The sequence below is a fragment of the Vibrio sp. RC2502 genome (assembly GCF_054850435.1).
Map to the genome: position 1 here is coordinate 1,954,771 of NZ_CM141453.1, position 19,089 is coordinate 1,973,859.

17 protein-coding genes are annotated in these 19,089 nt (G+C 44.3%); 7 read left to right on the plus strand and 10 right to left on the minus strand.

Annotated elements, in window-relative coordinates; translation table 11 throughout:
* Positions 1 to 9 precede the first annotated feature (9 nt).
* The 8 genes from ACYJZR_RS09215 to thrS form a co-directional block, all read right to left on the minus strand.
* A complete protein-coding gene (locus ACYJZR_RS09215; protein WP_406964957.1) occupies positions 10 to 2,388 on the minus strand; it encodes an efflux RND transporter permease subunit in 2,379 nt (792 codons plus the stop codon).
* Between the two features lie 200 nt (positions 2,389 to 2,588).
* Positions 2,589 to 3,377 carry a TetR/AcrR family transcriptional regulator gene (locus ACYJZR_RS09220; RefSeq protein ID WP_005462636.1) on the minus strand — a complete coding sequence of 263 codons (789 nt, stop codon included), beginning with the start codon at positions 3,375 to 3,377 and terminating at the stop codon, positions 2,589 to 2,591.
* A 323-nt stretch (positions 3,378 to 3,700) separates the two neighbouring features.
* A complete protein-coding gene (locus tag ACYJZR_RS09225; RefSeq protein ID WP_005462617.1) occupies positions 3,701 to 4,510 on the minus strand; it encodes a helix-turn-helix domain-containing protein in 810 nt (269 codons plus the stop codon).
* A 474-nt stretch (positions 4,511 to 4,984) separates the two neighbouring features.
* A complete protein-coding gene (locus ACYJZR_RS09230; protein WP_005462608.1) occupies positions 4,985 to 5,302 on the minus strand; it encodes a heavy metal-binding domain-containing protein in 318 nt (105 codons plus the stop codon).
* 245 nt (positions 5,303 to 5,547) lie between these two features.
* Entirely contained in the window at positions 5,548 to 5,901 is a 354-nt protein-coding gene (gene rplT, locus ACYJZR_RS09235; RefSeq protein ID WP_004727974.1) for a 50S ribosomal protein L20, read from the minus strand.
* Positions 5,902 to 5,941: 40 nt separating this feature from the next.
* On the minus strand, positions 5,942 to 6,136 hold the full coding sequence (gene rpmI / locus ACYJZR_RS09240) for a 50S ribosomal protein L35 (RefSeq protein WP_005462620.1): 195 nt from the start codon (positions 6,134 to 6,136) through the stop codon (positions 5,942 to 5,944).
* A 119-nt stretch (positions 6,137 to 6,255) separates the two neighbouring features.
* A complete protein-coding gene (gene infC / locus ACYJZR_RS09245; protein WP_071651979.1) occupies positions 6,256 to 6,807 on the minus strand; it encodes a translation initiation factor IF-3 in 552 nt (183 codons plus the stop codon).
* A gap of 3 nt (positions 6,808 to 6,810) precedes the next feature.
* On the minus strand, positions 6,811 to 8,739 hold the full coding sequence (thrS, locus tag ACYJZR_RS09250) for a threonine--tRNA ligase (RefSeq protein ID WP_005490070.1): 1,929 nt from the start codon (positions 8,737 to 8,739) through the stop codon (positions 6,811 to 6,813).
* Positions 8,740 to 9,043: 304 nt separating this feature from the next.
* Here thrS and ACYJZR_RS09255 point away from each other — a divergent pair, with 304 nt between their 5' ends.
* Complete coding sequence (locus ACYJZR_RS09255; RefSeq protein WP_406964951.1) at positions 9,044 to 10,039, plus strand: DUF3187 family protein; 996 nt, start codon at positions 9,044 to 9,046, stop codon at positions 10,037 to 10,039.
* Here the strand turns inward: ACYJZR_RS09255 and ACYJZR_RS09260 are convergent.
* The gene (locus ACYJZR_RS09260; protein ID WP_005462606.1) at positions 10,034 to 10,777 is read right to left on the minus strand and encodes a sporulation protein; all 744 of its coding nucleotides are present in this window, start codon (positions 10,775 to 10,777) and stop codon (positions 10,034 to 10,036) included. The genes ACYJZR_RS09255 and ACYJZR_RS09260 overlap by 6 nt on opposite strands.
* Positions 10,778 to 11,025: 248 nt before the next feature.
* Between ACYJZR_RS09260 and hutC the strand changes: the two genes are divergently transcribed.
* The 6 genes from hutC to ACYJZR_RS09290 all read left to right on the plus strand — a co-directional run bounded on the left by hutC (position 11,026) and on the right by ACYJZR_RS09290 (position 18,463).
* Positions 11,026 to 11,733, plus strand: coding sequence for a histidine utilization repressor (gene hutC, locus ACYJZR_RS09265; protein ID WP_005483583.1), 708 nt, complete (start codon positions 11,026 to 11,028; stop codon positions 11,731 to 11,733).
* Between the two features lie 130 nt (positions 11,734 to 11,863).
* Positions 11,864 to 13,114, plus strand: coding sequence for an imidazolonepropionase (gene hutI, locus ACYJZR_RS09270; RefSeq protein ID WP_406964948.1), 1,251 nt, complete (start codon positions 11,864 to 11,866; stop codon positions 13,112 to 13,114).
* Position 13,115: 1 nt separating this feature from the next.
* The gene (hutG, locus tag ACYJZR_RS09275) at positions 13,116 to 14,138 is read left to right on the plus strand and encodes a formimidoylglutamase (protein WP_025502078.1); all 1,023 of its coding nucleotides are present in this window, start codon (positions 13,116 to 13,118) and stop codon (positions 14,136 to 14,138) included.
* Positions 14,139 to 14,222: 84 nt separating this feature from the next.
* Complete coding sequence (hutU, locus tag ACYJZR_RS09280) at positions 14,223 to 15,920, plus strand: urocanate hydratase (RefSeq protein ID WP_005462647.1); 1,698 nt, start codon at positions 14,223 to 14,225, stop codon at positions 15,918 to 15,920.
* A gap of 11 nt (positions 15,921 to 15,931) precedes the next feature.
* A complete protein-coding gene (gene hutH / locus ACYJZR_RS09285) occupies positions 15,932 to 17,467 on the plus strand; it encodes a histidine ammonia-lyase (protein WP_025526582.1) in 1,536 nt (511 codons plus the stop codon).
* A 270-nt stretch (positions 17,468 to 17,737) separates the two neighbouring features.
* Positions 17,738 to 18,463, plus strand: coding sequence for a DUF3581 domain-containing protein (locus tag ACYJZR_RS09290; RefSeq protein WP_005462640.1), 726 nt, complete (start codon positions 17,738 to 17,740; stop codon positions 18,461 to 18,463).
* 105 nt (positions 18,464 to 18,568) lie between these two features.
* On the opposite strand, the gene ACYJZR_RS09295 is transcribed toward ACYJZR_RS09290, so the two are convergent.
* On the minus strand, positions 18,569 to 19,030 hold the full coding sequence (locus ACYJZR_RS09295; protein ID WP_024702686.1) for a methyltransferase family protein: 462 nt from the start codon (positions 19,028 to 19,030) through the stop codon (positions 18,569 to 18,571).
* Positions 19,031 to 19,089 lie beyond the last annotated feature (59 nt).

Genomic DNA, 19,089 nt, shown 5'->3' on the forward strand with positions numbered 1-19,089 from the left:
AATTCTGAGTTATGACTGAGTTGCCGTGATGGTGGACGACGCTTTCAAGCGCGCGTTATCAGACGGACTTTCTTGTAAGTACGCTTTTTTATCGAATAGCATTAGTAAGGTTGGGAGGAATAAGAAGTCCACAACCAAAGCAATGAAGATAACAATGGCGCTGAGCTGCCCCATATCCGCATTCAGCCTGAAGCTAGACATTGCCAATACAGAAAAACCTGCCACTAAAACCACCGTAGTGATCCACAGTGCGCGACCAACGGTATGAAACGCGTAACGAACGGCTTGCTCTGCTGTTTGCCCCTCGCGGCGCGCTCTTTGATATTTGGAAAGGAAGTGAACGGCATCATCGACCACAATCCCCAGCGTCAATGTCACAACAACGGATAAGCCGAGGTTGATTTCACCCGATATCAGTGCCCACAAACCAAAGCCAATGACCGCTGGCGCAATATTGGGCATCAAACTAATTAGCCCTAATCTCACGGAGCGAAGTGCAAAAATCAGCAAGGCAGAAATTAAAACAAGCGTGATCGGTAAAGTGGACAGCATGCTCGCCATATTCGTCTCTCCAATATGGGCGAACATTAATGACGGGCTTGATGCAACCACTTGATACTGAGGCGCATGCTCTGTAAACCATTGATAGATTCTGTTTTCTAAATCGACCAGTTCCACACTGCCGAGGTTTGCCACGGTCAACACCATTTTGATCGAGGACTTATCGACGTTAATTTGATTATTGAGGTCTAAGCCGTACGGTAAAGACATTTCGTAAAGCAGTAGATATTGTGCTGCGAGCTCTCGCTCTTGAGGGAGCGAGTAATACGCCTCATCATCACCATGCATGTTCTTGTTGAGACGCTTATAAACATCTGCCAATGTCGCCACATGGTCTGTTTCAGGTTGGTCTCGTAGCCAACTAGAAAACTCACCTATCGTGTTAAGAAAATCAGGAGCGGCAATACCTTGAGACTCGTTGGTTTTAATCGCAATGCTGATGTTGGTCATACCGCTGATTCGCTCTTCCATAAAATCAGCAGCCTGACGAAACTCGTTACGTTGACCAAAATACTCTACCGATTCGTCATTCACCTTGTTAAGTGGGATAAGACTCGCGCACACGACAATGACAACAACCGAAAGTGGCAACAAGGCTCTTCGTTGCGAAACCACAAAGTCACCTAAGCGATCCATGACATGTTTTTGGTCTTGTGACGTTTCCATTTTTACGTGGATAGGCAGCAACTTGAGCAACGCCGGCAACAAGGTAACGGAAAGAAGACAGGCGACCATAACACCTAAAGCAGACAAGTTACCGAAGTCTCGCAGGACAGGAGAATCGGACATGTTCATCATCGAGAAGCCAATCGCGGTTGTTACGGATGTAATCAGAATAGGCACGAAATTTAAAGCGATACTGCGCTCGATTGACTGCGCTTTCGTGAACCCGTTTTTCATTGATTGACGCATGGTCGCAATCACATGAACACAGTCAGCAACCGCAAGCGTCATGATCAACGTTGGAACGTTTACCGTCGCAGTGCTTAAGAACATTCCAGCCCAACCGGAAATGCCCATGGTCGCCATCACAGAACCAATGATGACAATCAGCGTCGCTATCACACTTAGAATGGAACACAGCATGATAGTCAAAAAGACCAAAATCACAACGAGCATGGTTGGCACTAATGTCGAGCTGTCATCTTGCGCGGCAGTCATAAAAGCGTAGTTCATAGCAATAATGCCCGCTTTATGAAAAGTCACGTCAGGATACGCGCGTTGGTAGCGGTCAATCATGGCATTGATACTCGACACCACCTCCTCCACTTCTGCGGTCTTATCCATCTCGGGCAACTGGACGGTAATATTCACCACGGTGACATCGCCTTTCTCTGACACCAATGCGCTTTTTAAAACAGGTTCACTGAGTGCAATGCTTTTGACCTTGGAAATTCGTTCTGGGGTCAGTTCGTATTCACTGTATAGAAGATCTTCAACCAACAGATCATCTTCAAAGGCTTCTGTGTGTTGATAGTTAGCGATAGAGTCAACACGGCTCGAGTATGGGACTTGCCAAGCGTCGACTGTTATTTTCTGGATAAGAGACAAGGTCTGCGGGGTAAAAATGTCGCCATCTTCAGGCGCGATGACGATGGCAAGGTTGTCCGTTTTTGCGAACGTGGTTTGGATTTCATCAAACGCAAGCAGTTGCTTGTTAGTACCATCAAAGAAAATGTCGTAATCTCCTCTGAAATACAGGTTTTTACCTCCTATTGTAGCGACAATAATCAAGAAAATAGTTGCTAGTAGAACGAGCAAACTGTATTTGGTGGGTATCTTCCCCAAACCAATTCCTTGGTGTTGCTGAGCTTTATGGTGTGGCATCACACTCTCCTTTGTGACGTTTCGTCAAATTTAAAAACTAAAAAATCAGCCAGCGCTGTTTTCTAGTTTTTACGTAACTTTTCAAATGCCTCTCTAGGTTCTTCACCTTAAGCATCATCTTTTAAGTCAAATATTGACGATTCGTCACTTTAGTGTGATAAAAAAGCCAATCATCGTTTGGATTGGCTTCTGTAACCGATTTAGCGGTTCACTGTTTCTAAGTAAGCAATCTCTTCGCTAAAGAGTTCCTGTTCTACTCGACGCCAGGTTTTCCGATAGTCCCACTCTGTAGAAAGTGGCGCCCAACCTAAGCCGTCTAATAACATATTCGCATTGTGCAACACAGAAAATGGGTCTTGGATTCGTTGTATACAGCGACTATTCGATGCGTTTTGCGCAAGCGCGTTAGAACCAAATGCGATAGACCAGTTAGCAAACACAATAGCATCCGCACCTATAGCAGGAGAAAACTTTAGATCTCCGCACTCTACGGCATTATTGACCAACGCATCTGCACCGGAAATCACTTCTTCTTCTAGCCGATTCAGCTCATTCAAACGTTCAGGTGATGCTTTTTCCAACACCCAAGGCGTTTTAGCTACAATCGCGCAAGTCGACAGCACTGGCTCCATTCGAGCGTAAATACGATAGCCTACATGCATCGCAATAATTTTCTCTCGAGTATTGCCATCGAAGTTTGCCGTGCGCTCGAAAAATATCGCTTCGCTTTTTAACGAATGGATACAAAGCGCAAGTATTACGTCTTCTTTGCTGCAAAAATGATTGTAGATGGTGCCCTTAGAATAAGAGCTAGCCGAGGTCAGCTTATCCATAGTGAGGTTCGCAAACCCCTGCTCTTGGACGAGTGACTTAGCCAGTTGAATAAGCTCAACTTCTCTATCCGCAATCGCTTGTTGCTTTTTGGTTAGCCCGGACGAGACACGACACCCGTCTCGCTTACCATCCTTTTTACAGCGAAAGTTAAACATAATCCTTTGATCCGTATACCCACACACTCCTGATAATTGTAACACGATTATGTAAAACAGGAACGTCACCATTTTTGACGAACCGTCATAATTGACACTTCGTCATAATAGATCAAAAAACAAACATTACAAGTATGAATTTATCCATAACGAAAAATTACAAAAATCTATAGTTTTATCATTAAAATGCAAAAACAAAGGCTAGACAAACTGATGTGCTGAAGATTTAGGCGAGAGATAGACGTTAAGCCAAGAGCTTACAAACTCGATATTTCCCAATACCTAAGATGCAAGCCATTGGCTCTGAGAGATAAGTGAATGGATTAAATTGAAAGGCTTGGTTTATCCCCTGCTGCTGCAATTGCGTAGCGAATATCGTCAATAAAACGAGATTCTGTTTCTACAATTCCATCAGAGAATGTCACTGGTTGATGTGGCCCAGCAAGTAGAACTACGTTTGTGAAGTCGGAAACATTAAAGTTTTCAGCGACAACATTCTTCGAGTGAAAATCAATCACCGTTTTCGCTACTTGATCTTCAAGCTCCAGCAACTGTTCTTCCGTAATTTTCATTCGCGCCAAAGCAACACGAACGCATTTATCATGTGTCGTTGTTTGCTCTTTGATTATCTCGGTGTACTTATCGTTTAACTTCGAGTTTTCTGCGTAGCTGTAGTACAGCGGGCCGTGCAACGTAATACTTTTGTTTTCATCTACGTAAACAAGGTCTAGCAACTCTAGTGCACCCAGATAATCAGACATGCTTTGCTCTGATAAGTCGTATTTCTTCTTTAAAATTGTGTATCCATCTTTTCCGCGCAACATCCTCAGTTCACGATAAAAATCGTAAAGATGTGGGAACTGAAAAAACACTTCATCTTGTGTTCGACTAAAATAATCTTCATCTTCACCTTGCAACTGATTGGCTAACTTTTGCAATTCATCCAATGTACAGTCAATCGCACGACAGTATTCAAGCAGTTTATCTAACGCGAGGTTGGTACTGGTTAAATGTCTCTTAAAAGTGGACAATGGCATGCCCATTTTTTCAGATAGCTCTCGATATGTTAGCCCCTTTGTTTTAATCGCTTGTCGTAGAGCGGCTAGCAAATATTCGGGAGTCAGATCTCTCATCTACTATTCCTTTTGGCAATGTTACAGCTTTATAGTATTTGTAACAATTTAGAGCTTATTAGCAAGCTATAAGTTCATATTTTTATAATAAATTCTTGAATTAATATACCAACAACATCATTCAACACGCAAATGACATAACTCAAAAGACATTGGACTTAGTTATATATCTAAGTCATTTAATAATAAAAGAAATAAAATCAGTTTACCTGATCGCAATTTGTATGGCTTAGATAATTAAAACAAGAAGATAACACCAGATCACATAACTAGTTTTAGAATATTTACCCTACTTAAAGCCAGCCAATAAAATGAATAAAAATTCACATTCATAAAAAATATACCAATAAAACCCTAGGATTAGAATTTGAGTTTTTTAACATTTTGGAGTGAAGCCATGGCTTACTCAAACCACTTAAGGGAGAGTCTAAAGAAGGCGAAGAACCGATGTTGCCTCGCCAATCAAAAGCAATTCTATTCCACGAGCTTTACAGCGGTACCAAAAGCAAGGATTTCAGATGAACCATCGACAATTGAGCTTGTAGTAAAGCGAATTCCTACAATCGCATCAGCGCCTTTCTGGTTCGCTTGCTCGACCATACGTTGAATAGCAATGTCACGTGCTTCGGTCATCATTTCGGTGTATCCGCGGATCTCTCCACCAACAATGCTTTTTAGACCAGCCATTAGGTCTCTGCCGATATGCTTAGATTGAACAACGTTGCCCGTCACCACTCCTCTAACTTCTGCTATTTCCTTGCCTGGAATCGTATCTGTTGTTGTGTAAATCATGTCGTGCCCTTAATGCTATGAAGTAAGTACAGTACGTTACCACCAAGCCTTTAAATATGAAATCAGGATAGTGTTAGTAAGTTATATAGAAGTGGCTGTGCGTGAATACCTTTATTGAAAGTATTTAATGTGAGAGGAGTATAACCAGAAGTGATGCAAACAAGTAAAAAAACACACAGAAGAGAAATTACAGATAATAAAAAAGGAGAGCAAATGCTCTCCTTTCCTTAAACCTAAACTGCTAATTAAAGAGCAGCTTTCGCTTTTTCAACTAGAACTGCAAATGCAGCTTTGTCGAATACTGCGATGTCCGCAAGGATCTTACGGTCGATCTCGATAGATGCTTTCTTAAGACCGTTGATGAAACGGCTGTAAGATAGACCATTTTGACGAGATGCCGCGTTGATACGTGCAATCCATAGTTGACGGAATTGACGTTTCTTAGCGCGACGGTCACGGTAAGCGTATTGACCAGCTTTAGTAACTGCTTGGAAAGCTACGCGGTAAACACGTGAACGTGCACCGTAGTAACCTTTAGCTTGTTTTAGAACTTTCTTATGACGTGCACGAGCTTGTACACCACGTTTTACGCGAGGCATTATGCTTCTCCTAAACTAAACGATTGATAACTAAAAAGAATTAAGCGTATGGCAACATACGGATTACTGCAGCCACTTCACAACGTGGAAGGATTGCATTTGGACGTAGTTGACGCTTGTTCTTAGTAGTACGCTTAGTCAGGATGTGACGTTTAGTAGCGTGCTTGTACTTAATACCACCAGCAGTTTTCTTAAAACGCTTAGCAGCACCTTTGTTGGTTTTCATCTTAGGCATGATGAATAACTCCGCATTGAGTAGTTTAATAAACAATGTAATTAGGGCGAACAAAACCCATCCGTTGCCTTTTATTCAAAGGGAAACGGCTGGGTTTCAATTACTTTATGAGCCGTTAATTACTTCTTTTTAGGGGCTAGCACCATGATCATCTGACGACCTTCAATACGGCTAGGGAAAGCTTCTACTACAGCAATTTCTGCAGTGTCTTCTTTCAAGCGGTTTAGAACGTCGACACCGATGTCTTGGTGTGCCATCTCTCGGCCACGGAAGCGAATTGTTACCTTCACTTTGTTGCCTTCTTCAAGGAAACGCGTCAGGTTGCGTAGTTTTACCTGATAGTCTCCAATATCAGTTCCAGGACGGAATTTTACTTCCTTGATCTGGACCTGCTTTTGCTTCTTCTTCTGCTCTTTAGCAGATTTGCTCTTCTCGAAGAGGAACTTACCATAGTCCATCACACGACAAACTGGTGGCTCGGCGTTAGGGCTGATCTCAACGAGATCCATACCAGCTTCTTCAGCAGCTGCAATGGCTTCTTGAATCGATACAACACCAACTGATTCACCGTCAGCGCCTGTTAGTCGAACTTCACGAATACCACGAATTTCACCGTTGATACGGTGCGGGTTTTGTTTTACCGGCTGTTGGCCACGTCTTCCGCCTTTAATAGCTTATTCCTCCAGATTGAGCTTACGGCTAGAGATCTCGTCTTGGATGTATGCGATGAAGTCATCCACTTTAAATTTACCAAGATCTTTGCCTTTACGAGTACGTACTGCAATTTCGCCAGCTTCCATTTCTTGGTCACCAACAACAAGCATATACGGTACACGCTTCAAAGTATGTTCGCGGATTTTAAAGCCAATCTTCTCATTTCTCAAGTCCGCTTTAGCTCTAATTCCACTTTTTTGTAGTTTTTGTACGATTTCTTGAACATAACCTGACTGTTTATCAGTAATGTTCATAAGAACTGCTTGTTCTGGCGCCAACCAAGTTGGGAAGAAACCAGCATATTCTTCGATAAGGATACCGATGAAACGTTCTAGAGAACCTAGAATTGCACGGTGAATCATTACCGGAACAAGACGTTCGTTGTTTTCACCTACGTAAGTTGCACCTAGGCGACCAGGTAGGTTGAAGTCTAGCTGAACTGTACCACATTGCCATGCACGGTCTAGACAGTCATATAGCGTAAACTCGATCTTAGGACCGTAGAATGCACCCTCGCCTTCTTGAATCTCGTATGGAATTTCCATTGATTCTAGAGACTGTTTCAATGCTTCTTCAGATTGATCCCAGATTTCATCTGAACCTACACGTTTTTCTGGACGAGTAGACAGTTTCACTACGATGTTGTCAAAACCAAATGTTTGGTACGTATCGTAAACCATCTTAATACAGCTTGTTACTTCCTCTTGGATTTGACTCTCAGTACAGAAGATGTGAGCGTCATCCTGAGTAAAGCCACGTACACGCATGATGCCGTGTAGTGCGCCAGATGGTTCGTTACGGTGACATGAGCCAAACTCTGCCATACGTAGCGGAAGATCACGGTACGATTTCAGACCTTGGTTAAAGATCTGAACGTGACCAGGACAGTTCATTGGTTTGATTGCGTATTCACGGTTTTCAGAAGAAGTTGTGAACATCGCGTCTGCGTATTTATCCCAGTGACCAGAACGTTCCCAAAGAACGCGGTCCATCATTAGTGGACCTTTCACTTCTTGGTAATCGTATTCGTTTAGTTTGTCACGAACGAACACTTCTAGATCACGGAAGATAGACCAACCATTGTGATGCCAGAACACCATACCCGGTGCTTCTTGTTGCATGTGGAATAGGTCTAATTGCTTACCGATTTTACGGTGGTCACGCTTCGCCGCTTCTTCTAGACGAGTTAGGTGCGCTTTCAGTGCTTTCTTATCGTGGAAAGCAGTACCGTAGATACGTTGAAGCATTTTGTTGTCGCTGTTACCACGCCAGTAAGCGCCTGCAACATTCAATAAAGTGAAGTGTTGACAGAAGCCCATGTTAGGAACGTGAGGACCACGACACATGTCAATGTATTCTTCATGGTGGTATAGGCCCGGACGATCATCGCGAGATACGTTTTCGTCTAGGATTTCCACTTTGTACGGTTCACCACGTGATTCAAATGTATCACGTGCTTCCTGCCAGCTTACTTTTTTCTTAACAACTTCGTACTTGGTTTTCGCAAGTTCTTTCATACGCTTTTCGATCTTTTCAAGATCTTCTTGCGTTAGAGACTCGTCTAGGTCGATGTCGTAGTAGAAGCCATTGTCGATGGTAGGACCAATCGCCATTTTAGCTTGTGGGTATAGCTGTTTTAGAGCGTGACCAAGAAGGTGAGCACAAGAGTGACGAACGATTTCTAGACCGTCAACTTCATCTTTTACTGTGATGATTTCTAGGCTTGCGTCTTCTTCAATTAGATCACACGCATCAACGCGGTTACCGTTAACACGACCAGCAATCGTTGCTTTTGCAAGACCGGGACCGATCGATTGCGCAACTTCCATTGTAGATACTGGGTTGTCAAATTGACGCTGACTGCCGTCAGGAAGAGTAATAATAGGCATGCTATGTCCTTTACAGTGGTGTTGCATACCAAGCAACACATGTTATTCAAATTTAGAAGCTATTTGTTGATAAATAGTTGAGAAGCGATAGAGGTCGCTCAGTAACACGAATACCGGACCGCTATCGGAAGAGCGATTGTACCTAGCTCACATTTAGATTGCAAAGCGCGATTTCAGTTTGTCATTGAAAGTTCACTACTAAATAAGCTACTCGGCGAAAAACACCATTGGTATAATAGCCAGCACGAAACAATGAGTGACACTATAGTTAATTTATTGAGTAATCTATATTTAGGTATTCATCATGAAGAAAAATCGATGGCAACCTACAATATTGGCTTTTGCTTTTTGGTTGCCTGCTTCCACTTTTGCCTCTAACGACCTTTACGGACCACTTCGATCTTACGCTCAATCGCCAATGCAAGTGGTCAGTCATACCAACCATCTCCGCTCTGGGTTTAGCTTGCCTTCAGAGTACATAGAAGCTTATGGCTCGGCGACAATAGCGAGTGTTTGGGCTCATACCGACGAATACGCTTTGGATTATTACCACAACCAATTAGAAATTGGAGCTAAGTGGCAAGTCAGTTCTCAATGGCAATGGGAACTCAATTATCGCTGGGTATTTGCTGCGGATAATCATCTGGATGGCTTAACAGAAAGCTTTCATGACCTATTTGGAATTGGACAAAACGGGCGAGATAAAGTTGATAAAAACCGCTTTTACATATCAATGCCGCAATATGACGTGTTGGAAGACGGCTTCGAAGGCCAAACCATCGCGAACAACCTCTCGACGTACGTTCAATACCAAATATTGCAAAATGAACGTCATGGGCTTTCGCTAGGAGGAAGCCTCTATTATAACAAAGTCGCGCACGGTAGCTTTAAAGGCAGTAGCTTTGAGCAAGGCGTGCAACTCAATTACTCTTATCTGTACGGAGCACACGCTTTCTATTCAATGTTCGGGATGACTTTTCGTTCTGACGATCGTGCTCTTCTCGATTTACCTTACCGCCACAACACCGCTGCAATGGCGGGTGGATATCGTTATGCACCTTGGGAAAAGCACCACTTTATTGTTGAATACCACTGGTATCAAGGTTCCACTGAGGGGCCAACAGAATTTGCCGATGCGTCAAATGAAATTGTGATGGGATATCGCTATCTCATGGGCAACTCCGCCCTTGAAATCATGGCGATAGAGAATGCGAGAAATATGGATAACAGTACCGATATCGCATTCACGATTGGATATCGGTACCTACTTTCATCTGACTCGGAAAGCGAGTTTTTATAGACTCAAGGTTGGTGCCACTGCGGCTGCCACTTGCGCATCAGTGGCATTGATTGGCAATGTGAATGAGCGATATTGATCACCAGAGAAACTCAAAGAACGGTCAATTTCAGCCAAACAGTGCATCACCTGCCCTTCCAAAATGAAAGACAGCTCAATTTCCTTTGAAGACACAAACCCGCTATTGCGAAACTCAAGCTCTTGATAGATACCAGAACGGGAGGCAAAAGAGCCGCCGCGCAAAAAGCCTTTTTCGACATCTGCTTTCACCATAGTAAAACCAGCTTGTTCAATCGCTCGAATAACGCGAGATGCCACTGGTAGTGGTTTCACTTCAATGTAATCGCGATCTCGTGGGTCGATTGCAAAATCAATATCCAGAGTGGTTTCTACCCAAACATTGCACTGGTTCTTCAATGCGCTAACCGCAGTGATAGGTGTTTCATCATGCAGTTTTAGCTCGAAAGGCACTTGTTTTTCTTCATTCGGTTGAATCACAAACGGGTCAACCGCCTTGAGCTGGTCGATAGTGAAGGTTTGATAACTTACGCTATCGTCCACTTCAACTTTCATTTCTGTGTTCAATTTAATGGTGATAGCGTCGATCTGCTGTTCAACATCCCCACCTTTGATATGAACATGTCCCTTCAGCGTCGCACCTTGAAACACGCTCATTTCATCCAAAATAGTATCCACTTTTGCAGATCCAATACCCAACGATGCTTTTAATTTCTTAAACATGCCTTTCCTTTTTTGCGACTGTTTTTATTAGTTGTGCTTTGTTTACACAATTGCCTTATAAGCTGCAAGCAATAGACCGCAAGAATACGGCTTGATTCCATTATCGATTCAAAAAATATCAAATCAGCCAAATCATTCAGCAAGCAAATGCCCGCTATTTGTCTCTAAATGTCGTATTTGTCGATAACTATTTGCAATTTGTACTTAAATTGAGCAGTATTTGTATAGTCAATTTAAAAGGTATCATTATGTCTGCGCCACTCTACATGCAAATCAAACAATTTATCCTCGATAAAATTGATTCCGGAGATTGGATGGTCGGACAGCGCATTGCGACTGAAATCGAGCTGACTGAACAGTTTGGTGTAAGCCGAATGACAGTAAACAAAGCGATACGAGATCTGGTGAATGAAGGGAAACTACAACGTCGCCCAAGGTTAGGAACGTTCGTTTGTGACCCTAGTGAGAAATCAGAATCCCCATTACTAGATATTCGCAATATAGCGGAAGAAGTCAGTGACCGAGGACGCCAATACAGCAGTAAAGTAGTTCAGCAAGTCGCGATAAAAGCGGATGATAGCATCGCAATAAAACTTGGTGTAATGCTTGGTACAACGGTGTTTTACAGTGAGATCATTCACTATGAAGACAGCACACCTATTCAGTTAGAACTGCGTTGGGTAAACAGCCAATACGCCCCGAGTTATCTTAGCCAAGACTTCACCCAAATTACTCCTAATCAATACCTATCTAATAACTGTCCGTTGAGTGCGATTGAACACACGGTTGAAGCCATTGTTCCCGATAATCGCATCAAACTGGATTTGAAAATGCAGGCCAATGAACCTTGTCTTCTTCTGAATCGTAGAACATGGAGCCAAGACAAATTGGTCAGTACAGCTCTACTCTACCACCCAGGTAATAAGTACAAGCTGAGCTCTAAAGTTCTGCTCTAGGTGCATATAAACAGCCTTTCCCACTACGTTTTGATCACATTTTAGCAACATCACGCTTGTCACCGCATTCTTTTTGACCTATTTATTTGTATATACATTTAAAGATACAAATCAAAGTAGGAATGAGAGAATGGATTTGCTGATTGAGAATGCCCGACTAGTTAGCATGGAACGTGGTGAAGCAGGTTACTTACCAACGCCGCCAGCCCGTGTTGGTATTCAAGCTGGTAAAATCGCGGCTATCAGTGCTCATCCAGTTGGAAGAGACACCCCTCAAATAGAAGCGCTTCTGTCTCCTCAACACTATTCGCAAACTATCGACCTACAAGGTCAACTTCTGACGCCGGGACTCATTGATTGCCACACCCACTTAATTTACGCGGGGAATCGCGCGAGTGAATTTGAGATGCGCTTAAACGGCGTGCCTTATCAGGAAATAGCGAAGCAAGGTGGCGGTATCCTTTCCAGTGTAAAGGCCACTCGAGCAGCTACTGAAGAGCAATTAATTGAGCTCGCGTTGCCTCGTTTAGATGGCTTGTTGGCAAGTGGGGTTACGTCGGTTGAAGTAAAATCAGGCTACGGCTTGACGCTCAAAGACGAACTAAAAATGCTGCGTGCTGCAAAAGCCTTAGAACAAGAGCGTAAAGTCAAAATCACAACCACCCTTCTTGCCGCTCATGCTTTACCGCCTGAATTTGAAGGTCGCGCAGACGATTACATCGAACATATTTGTCAGGAAATCATCCCAATCGTCGCAGAGGAAAACTTGGCCACCAGTGTGGATGTGTTTTGTGAGTCTATCGGTTTTAATTTGGAGCAAACCGAAAAAGTATTTGCGACAGCGAAACAATATGGCTTACACGCAAAAGGCCACACAGAGCAGCTATCGAACCTTGGTGGCACTGAATTGACTGCACGATACAAAGGCCTTTCGGCTGACCATATCGAATATCTCGATGAAGACGGTGTGATCGCCCTTTCGAAATCCGATACCGTAGCCACACTACTACCCGGTGCTTTTTACTTTTTGAGAGAAACTCAGTTACCACCGATTGAGCTACTAAGGAAGTACCACGTGCCAATGGCCATCGCCACCGATGTAAACCCAGGTACATCTCCCTTTTCCGACCTGACTCTAATGATGAATATGGCATGCACCCTATTTCGTCTCACGCCACAAGAAGCATTGCGCGGCGTAACGCAACATGCTGCACAAGCACTTGGCTACACCAACTCACGAGGAGTGATAAAAACAGGTTTCGATGCGGACTTTGCTATCTGGGATATCGAACACCCAGCAGATTTAAGTTACCAAGTCGGAGCAAAACGTCTCGTAGGTCGTATAGTAAATGGTGAATATGTTTCACACGGAGGCTTTTAATATGTCTCAGTCAGATTTACACCAGCAAAAATTTCACTGGCAAGGCCGTCATGATGCTGAAGATGGCAAATTGGGTCAACGCATTCACCACGTCGTTAAACATCAAAAAACAAGCGAGCTAGAGAAAGCCTCTCAAGGCGTATCCATTCTGGGTTTTGCTACCGACGCAGGCGTTGCGAGAAACAAAGGCCGAATTGGAGCAAAAAAAGCACCAGATTTGATTCGTAGAGCGCTAGCGAATCTCGCTTGGCATAAAGATGCCCCGCTTTATGATCTTGGGACTGTCGTTTGCGATGATGACTTGTTAGAAGAAAGCCAATCACGCTGTGCAAACCTCATTTCAGAAGCGCTACCTCACACGCCAACTATCGTTTTGGGGGGCGGACACGAAATTGCGTGGGCATCGTTTTCTGGTCTAGCGGAATATTTCAAAACGCATCATCCAGAGAAAAAGCCAAAAATTGGCATCATTAACTTCGATGCCCACTTCGATTTGCGCGCGTTCGAAAGTTCATTAGCGGATGTAAAACCAAGCTCAGGTACACCATTCAACCAAATTCATCATTTTTGTCAGCGTAATGATTGGGCTTTCCATTACGCCTGTTTGGGGGTGAGTCGCAGCAGCAACACGCAAGCTTTGTTCCAAAAAGCAGACGAACTGAACGTATGGTATGTAGAAGATAGTCAACTCAATTACTTGAATCACAGCTACCACCTAACCCAACTGCAACACTTTATCGACGATTGTGACTATCTCTATCTCACCATTGATTTAGATGTATTCCCAGCAGCAACCGCGCCAGGCGTAAGTGCTCCTGCGGCTAGAGGTGTAAGTTACGACACAATCGCACCTTTTTTAGAACGAATTCTTCACTACAAAAACAAGCTTATGTTAGCTGACATCGCAGAGTACAACCCGAATTACGATGTCGATAGTCAAACCGCTCGCTTAGCTGCCCGTTTGTGTTGGGACATCGCCAACGCCATGGCGGAGAAAGAACATAAACCTCAGCCTATTAAATAACCATCACTTTGAAACCTAAGTGAATTTGGAATAACAAGACCAAGCAAGCACTTGGTCATCACGAGAAACTAAAGGAGTCTGAAAATGACACAGCGCCAGGGACAAGATCCACGACTTGATACAAGCAGAACAATTCGTGCACCTCACGGAAATAAACTGCGCGCAAAATCTTGGCTTACAGAAGCCCCACTTCGTATGCTAATGAACAACCTAGATCCTGATGTGGCAGAACATCCACATTCATTAGTGGTATACGGCGGCATTGGTCGCGCAGCACGAAACTGGGAATGTTACGACAAGATCGTAGAAGTACTGGAAAGACTCGAAGATGACCAAACGCTTTTAGTGCAATCAGGTAAACCTGTGGGTGTTTTCCCAACCCACAAAAACGCACCGCGTGTGCTCATTGCTAACTCAAACTTGGTTCCGCATTGGGCAAATTGGGAACACTTCAACGAGCTTGATAAGCAAGGTTTGATGATGTACGGCCAAATGACCGCGGGTAGCTGGATTTATATCGGTTCACAAGGCATCGTCCAAGGCACTTACGAAACCTTCGTGTCAGTTGCGAAAAAGCACTTTAACGGCGATGCAAAAGGTCGTTGGGTTCTAACTGGTGGTCTTGGTGGCATGGGTGGCGCTCAACCACTTGCGGGCACCATGGCAGGTTTTTCAATGATTGCCGTTGAGTGTGACGAATCACGTATCGATTACCGTCTGCGTACTGGTTATGTTGACCAAAAAGCGACTTCCCTAGACGAAGCACTCGCAATCATCACCGAATCGGACACGCCAGTATCTGTAGGTCTTCTAGGTAACGCGGCCGACGTTTTCTCTGAGCTTGTTGAGCGCAATATCACACCAGATGTAGTTACTGACCAAACCTCTGCGCATGACCCACTAAATGGTTACCTACCACAAGGTTGGAGTATGTCTCACGCAGCAGAAATGCGCCTACAAGATGAAGCCGCTGTTGTAAAAGCAGCGAAGAAATCCATGGCAGTACAAGTGCAAGCGATGCTTGATCTGCAAAGCCGTGGCGCGGCGACACTCGATTACGGTAACAACATTCGTCAGATGGCACTGGAAGAAGGCGTAGAAAATGCGTTTGATTTCCCAGGGTTCGTTCCTGCTTATATTCGTCCTTTATTCTGTGAAGGCATTGGGCCTTTCCGTTGGGCAGCTCTATCTGGTGATCCAGAAGACATTTACAAAACCGACCAAAAAGTAAAAGAGTTAATTCCTGACAACCCACATCTGCATAACTGGTTAGATATGGCGCGTGAGCGTATTCAGTTCCAAGGTCTTCCGGCTCGTATTTGTTGGGTAGGTTTGAAAGATCGTGAGCGCCTTGGTCAAGCGTTCAACGAAATGGTGAAAAATGGTGAGCTGAAAGCTCCTATCGTTATTGGTCGCGACCACTTAGATTCAGGCTCTGTAGCAAGCCCGAACCGAGAAACAGAAGGCATGATGGACGGCTCTGACGCAGTATCAGACTGGCCACTATTAAACGCATTATTGAACACGGCTGGTGGCGCAACATGGGTATCACTTCATCACGGTGGTGGCGTAGGTATGGGCTTCTCCCAACACTCGGGTATGGTCATTTGTTGTGACGGTAGTGACGATGCTTCTCAACGCATTGCTCGCGTACTGCATAACGACCCTGCAACGGGTGTAATGCGTCATGCTGATGCAGGATATGATATCGCCAAACAATGTGCAGCCGAGCAAGGACTGGATTTACCAATGCTCAACGAAGAACTGAAGAAGCTCAAGTAAGGATGAAAGAGATGTTAAATTTAACGCTAAAGCCAGGTCATATTAGCTTAAACGAACTGCGTCAAGTGAGCCGTTCCCCGGTTAACCTTACTTTGGACCCAGAGGCCATTCCGGGCATTGAAGAAAGTACTCAAGTCGTCGATCGCGTCATTGCGGAAGATCGCACCGTCTATGGTATAAACACCGGTTTCGGTCTTTTGGCAAACACTCGAATTGCACCGGAAGACTTAGAAACGCTGCAAAGAAGCATTGTTTTATCTCACGCTGCGGGTATCGGTAAATTCATGTCTGATGAAACCGTCCGCCTCATGATGGTTTTAAAAATCAACAGCTTGGCTCGTGGATTTTCTGGCATTCGTTTGAAAGTCATCAACATGTTGATTGATTTGGTCAATGCGCAAGTTTATCCATGCGTCCCTCAAAAAGGCTCGGTGGGCGCTTCAGGCGATTTGGCTCCCCTAGCCCACATGAGCACGGTGCTGCTTGGTGAAGGCCAAGCACGTCACAATGGCCAAATCGTATCAGGCTACGAAGCGCTTAAAATTGCTGGTCTTGAGCCTATTACACTAGCGCCAAAAGAAGGCTTAGCGTTACTCAATGGTACACAGGCTTCAACAGCATTCGCGCTAGAAGGTCTGTTTATTGCTGAAGACCTTTTTGCGTCAGCAACCGTGTGTGGCGCCATGTCTGTAGAAGCCGCACTAGGTAGCCGACGTCCGTTCGACCCTCGAATCCACCGCGTACGTGGTCATCGTAGCCAAATGGACGCAGCACTCGCATACCGTCACCTACTGGATACATCAAGTGAAATTGGTGAATCGCACACTAACTGTGAAAAAGTGCAAGACCCATACTCACTGCGTTGTCAGCCGCAAGTAATGGGCGCGTGTTTGCAGCAAATTCGTAACTCCGCTGAAGTATTGCAAGTAGAAGCGAACTCCGTTTCTGATAACCCATTAGTATTTGCAGAAGATAACGACATCATCTCCGGCGGTAACTTCCATGCAGAACCCGTTGCGATGGCAGCCGACAACTTAGCTCTCGCCATTGCAGAAATTGGCAGTTTGTCTGAACGTCGTATGGCACTTCTCATCGACAGCGCGCTATCAAAACTGCCGCCATTCTTAGTGGATAATGGTGGCGTGAACTCTGGCTTCATGATTGCTCAAGTAACCTCTGCGGCATTGGCAAGTGAAAACAAGACCCTTGCTCACCCAGCCTCAGTAGACAGCTTACCAACATCAGCAAACCAAGAAGACCACGTGTCAATGGCGACATTCGCGGCTCGCAGGCTGAAAGAAATGGGTGAAAACACTCGCGGCATTCTGGCTGTCGAATATCTATCGGCGGCGCAAGGTTTGGATTTCAGAGCGCCAAATAAATCGTCTGAGCGAATCGAAATTGCAAAACAGATGCTGCGTGAAAAAGTGTCGTTCTACGATAAAGACCGTTACTTTGCACCCGATATCGAGCAAGCAAACACATTGTTGAAACTCGCTCTACATAACGCACTGATGCCAGAGAACCTTCTGCCAAGCGTACATTAATCTGTAGAAGCAAACTTCAGTCTAGGCTCCACCTCTTCGTGGGGCCTTTTTTGTGTCTATACTCTTAACAATTCGTGAGTGATATCAGAGTCGCGCGACGCACTTATTCGCATCATAAATGGATAAGCCATTCAAGCATGTGTTTTTAAACGTTTATCTGCTGATTTGGGTGCGCATTGTCAAAATGCAGTGAACTTTCTACTGGATGGACCATTGCTACTCAGATATTCGCATATAATCCCTTACAGTTTTGGTTACTACTTAATAATTATGTTTCTAACACCTTATTTTTCAAACAATAATCATCAATTTCAATTCACTCGCGAACAAGCAAGTCACTTTGCTAAGCGCGTGGCTGGTGATTACAACCCTATTCATGATGAAGATAACAAACGCTTTTGTGTGCCTGGCGACCTGCTATTTGCCGTTCTACTAAGTAAAGAAGGCATCAGCCAAAAAATGCGCTTTCGTTTCTCTGGCATGGTAAATGATGGCATTGAGCTGCATATTGAAAATAAGTGTGAAAAAGAAAGCGCAGTTGTAGATGAGGCAGGCAAAGAATACTTGCACATGTCTCGTGAAGGCGAAACCAACCACAACCCGGCTTTTATTGAGCACGTGGTAACAAACTACGTGCAGTTTTCTGGCATGAACTTCCCGCACATCATGGTTCCTCTTATGGAAGAGAAACAAATGATGATCAACTGTCAGCGTCCACTGGTTATTTATGAAAGCATGGAAGTGGAATTTTCACGCTTAGACCTTACACATCCTGAAGTGGATTTCACTGGTGCGACGTTTGATGTAGATGGTAAGCGCGGCGTGGTGACTTTGAACTTCGCATTCAAAGAAGACGGTGAAGTGGTCGGTAAAGGTATTAAACGCATGGTAGCGAGTGGTTTGAAGCCATACGATCAAGAAGCCGTTGACGATCTTGTACACCGCTTTAATGAGCGTAAGGATGCATTCCTAGCAAAGTTCGTTAAGGCAGCGTAACAGACTGCCGAATTAGCGATAACAATCGGATACCAAAAAGAAAGCCCAACGATTAATGTTGGGCTTTCTTTTTACTTAAAAAATGAGTCGATGGCAGTTCGGTATTCAAATCCAGCGACGAACTTGGTTTTTATAATCCAAGTATTCATCACCAAACAACCTTTCCAATACATGTTCTTCTGGTTTGATTTGAAATCGATTCATATAACTAACAAACAGCACACCGCAAAGCACCACACTTAAATGTTGCCACCATAAACCCACTGCAATGATGAGCAGTAACAACGCCATGTACATTGGGTTACGTGAGAAGGCAAACACGCCAGTTCTTACAACGGAAGATGCTGCATCAGGTTTTACTGGGTTCACGGTAGTCTTTACTTTGCGAAATTCATATACACCGGCAATCCCCATGTAGCCAGACAACAAAGTTAGTGCGCCGACTACAAACTCAACAAAGGGCACTCGAATGTTCATGCTCGGCGTCAAGACTTTAAGCCCGTACATCAAGAGTATGACCAGCAAAAACACCGCAACAGGTGGGACTTTGAGTTCAAGTTTTCTCAAGGTTCAGATCCTTTGAAATGGAATGTTCATCATTGGGCAAAAAGCCCAGTTGGACTGGG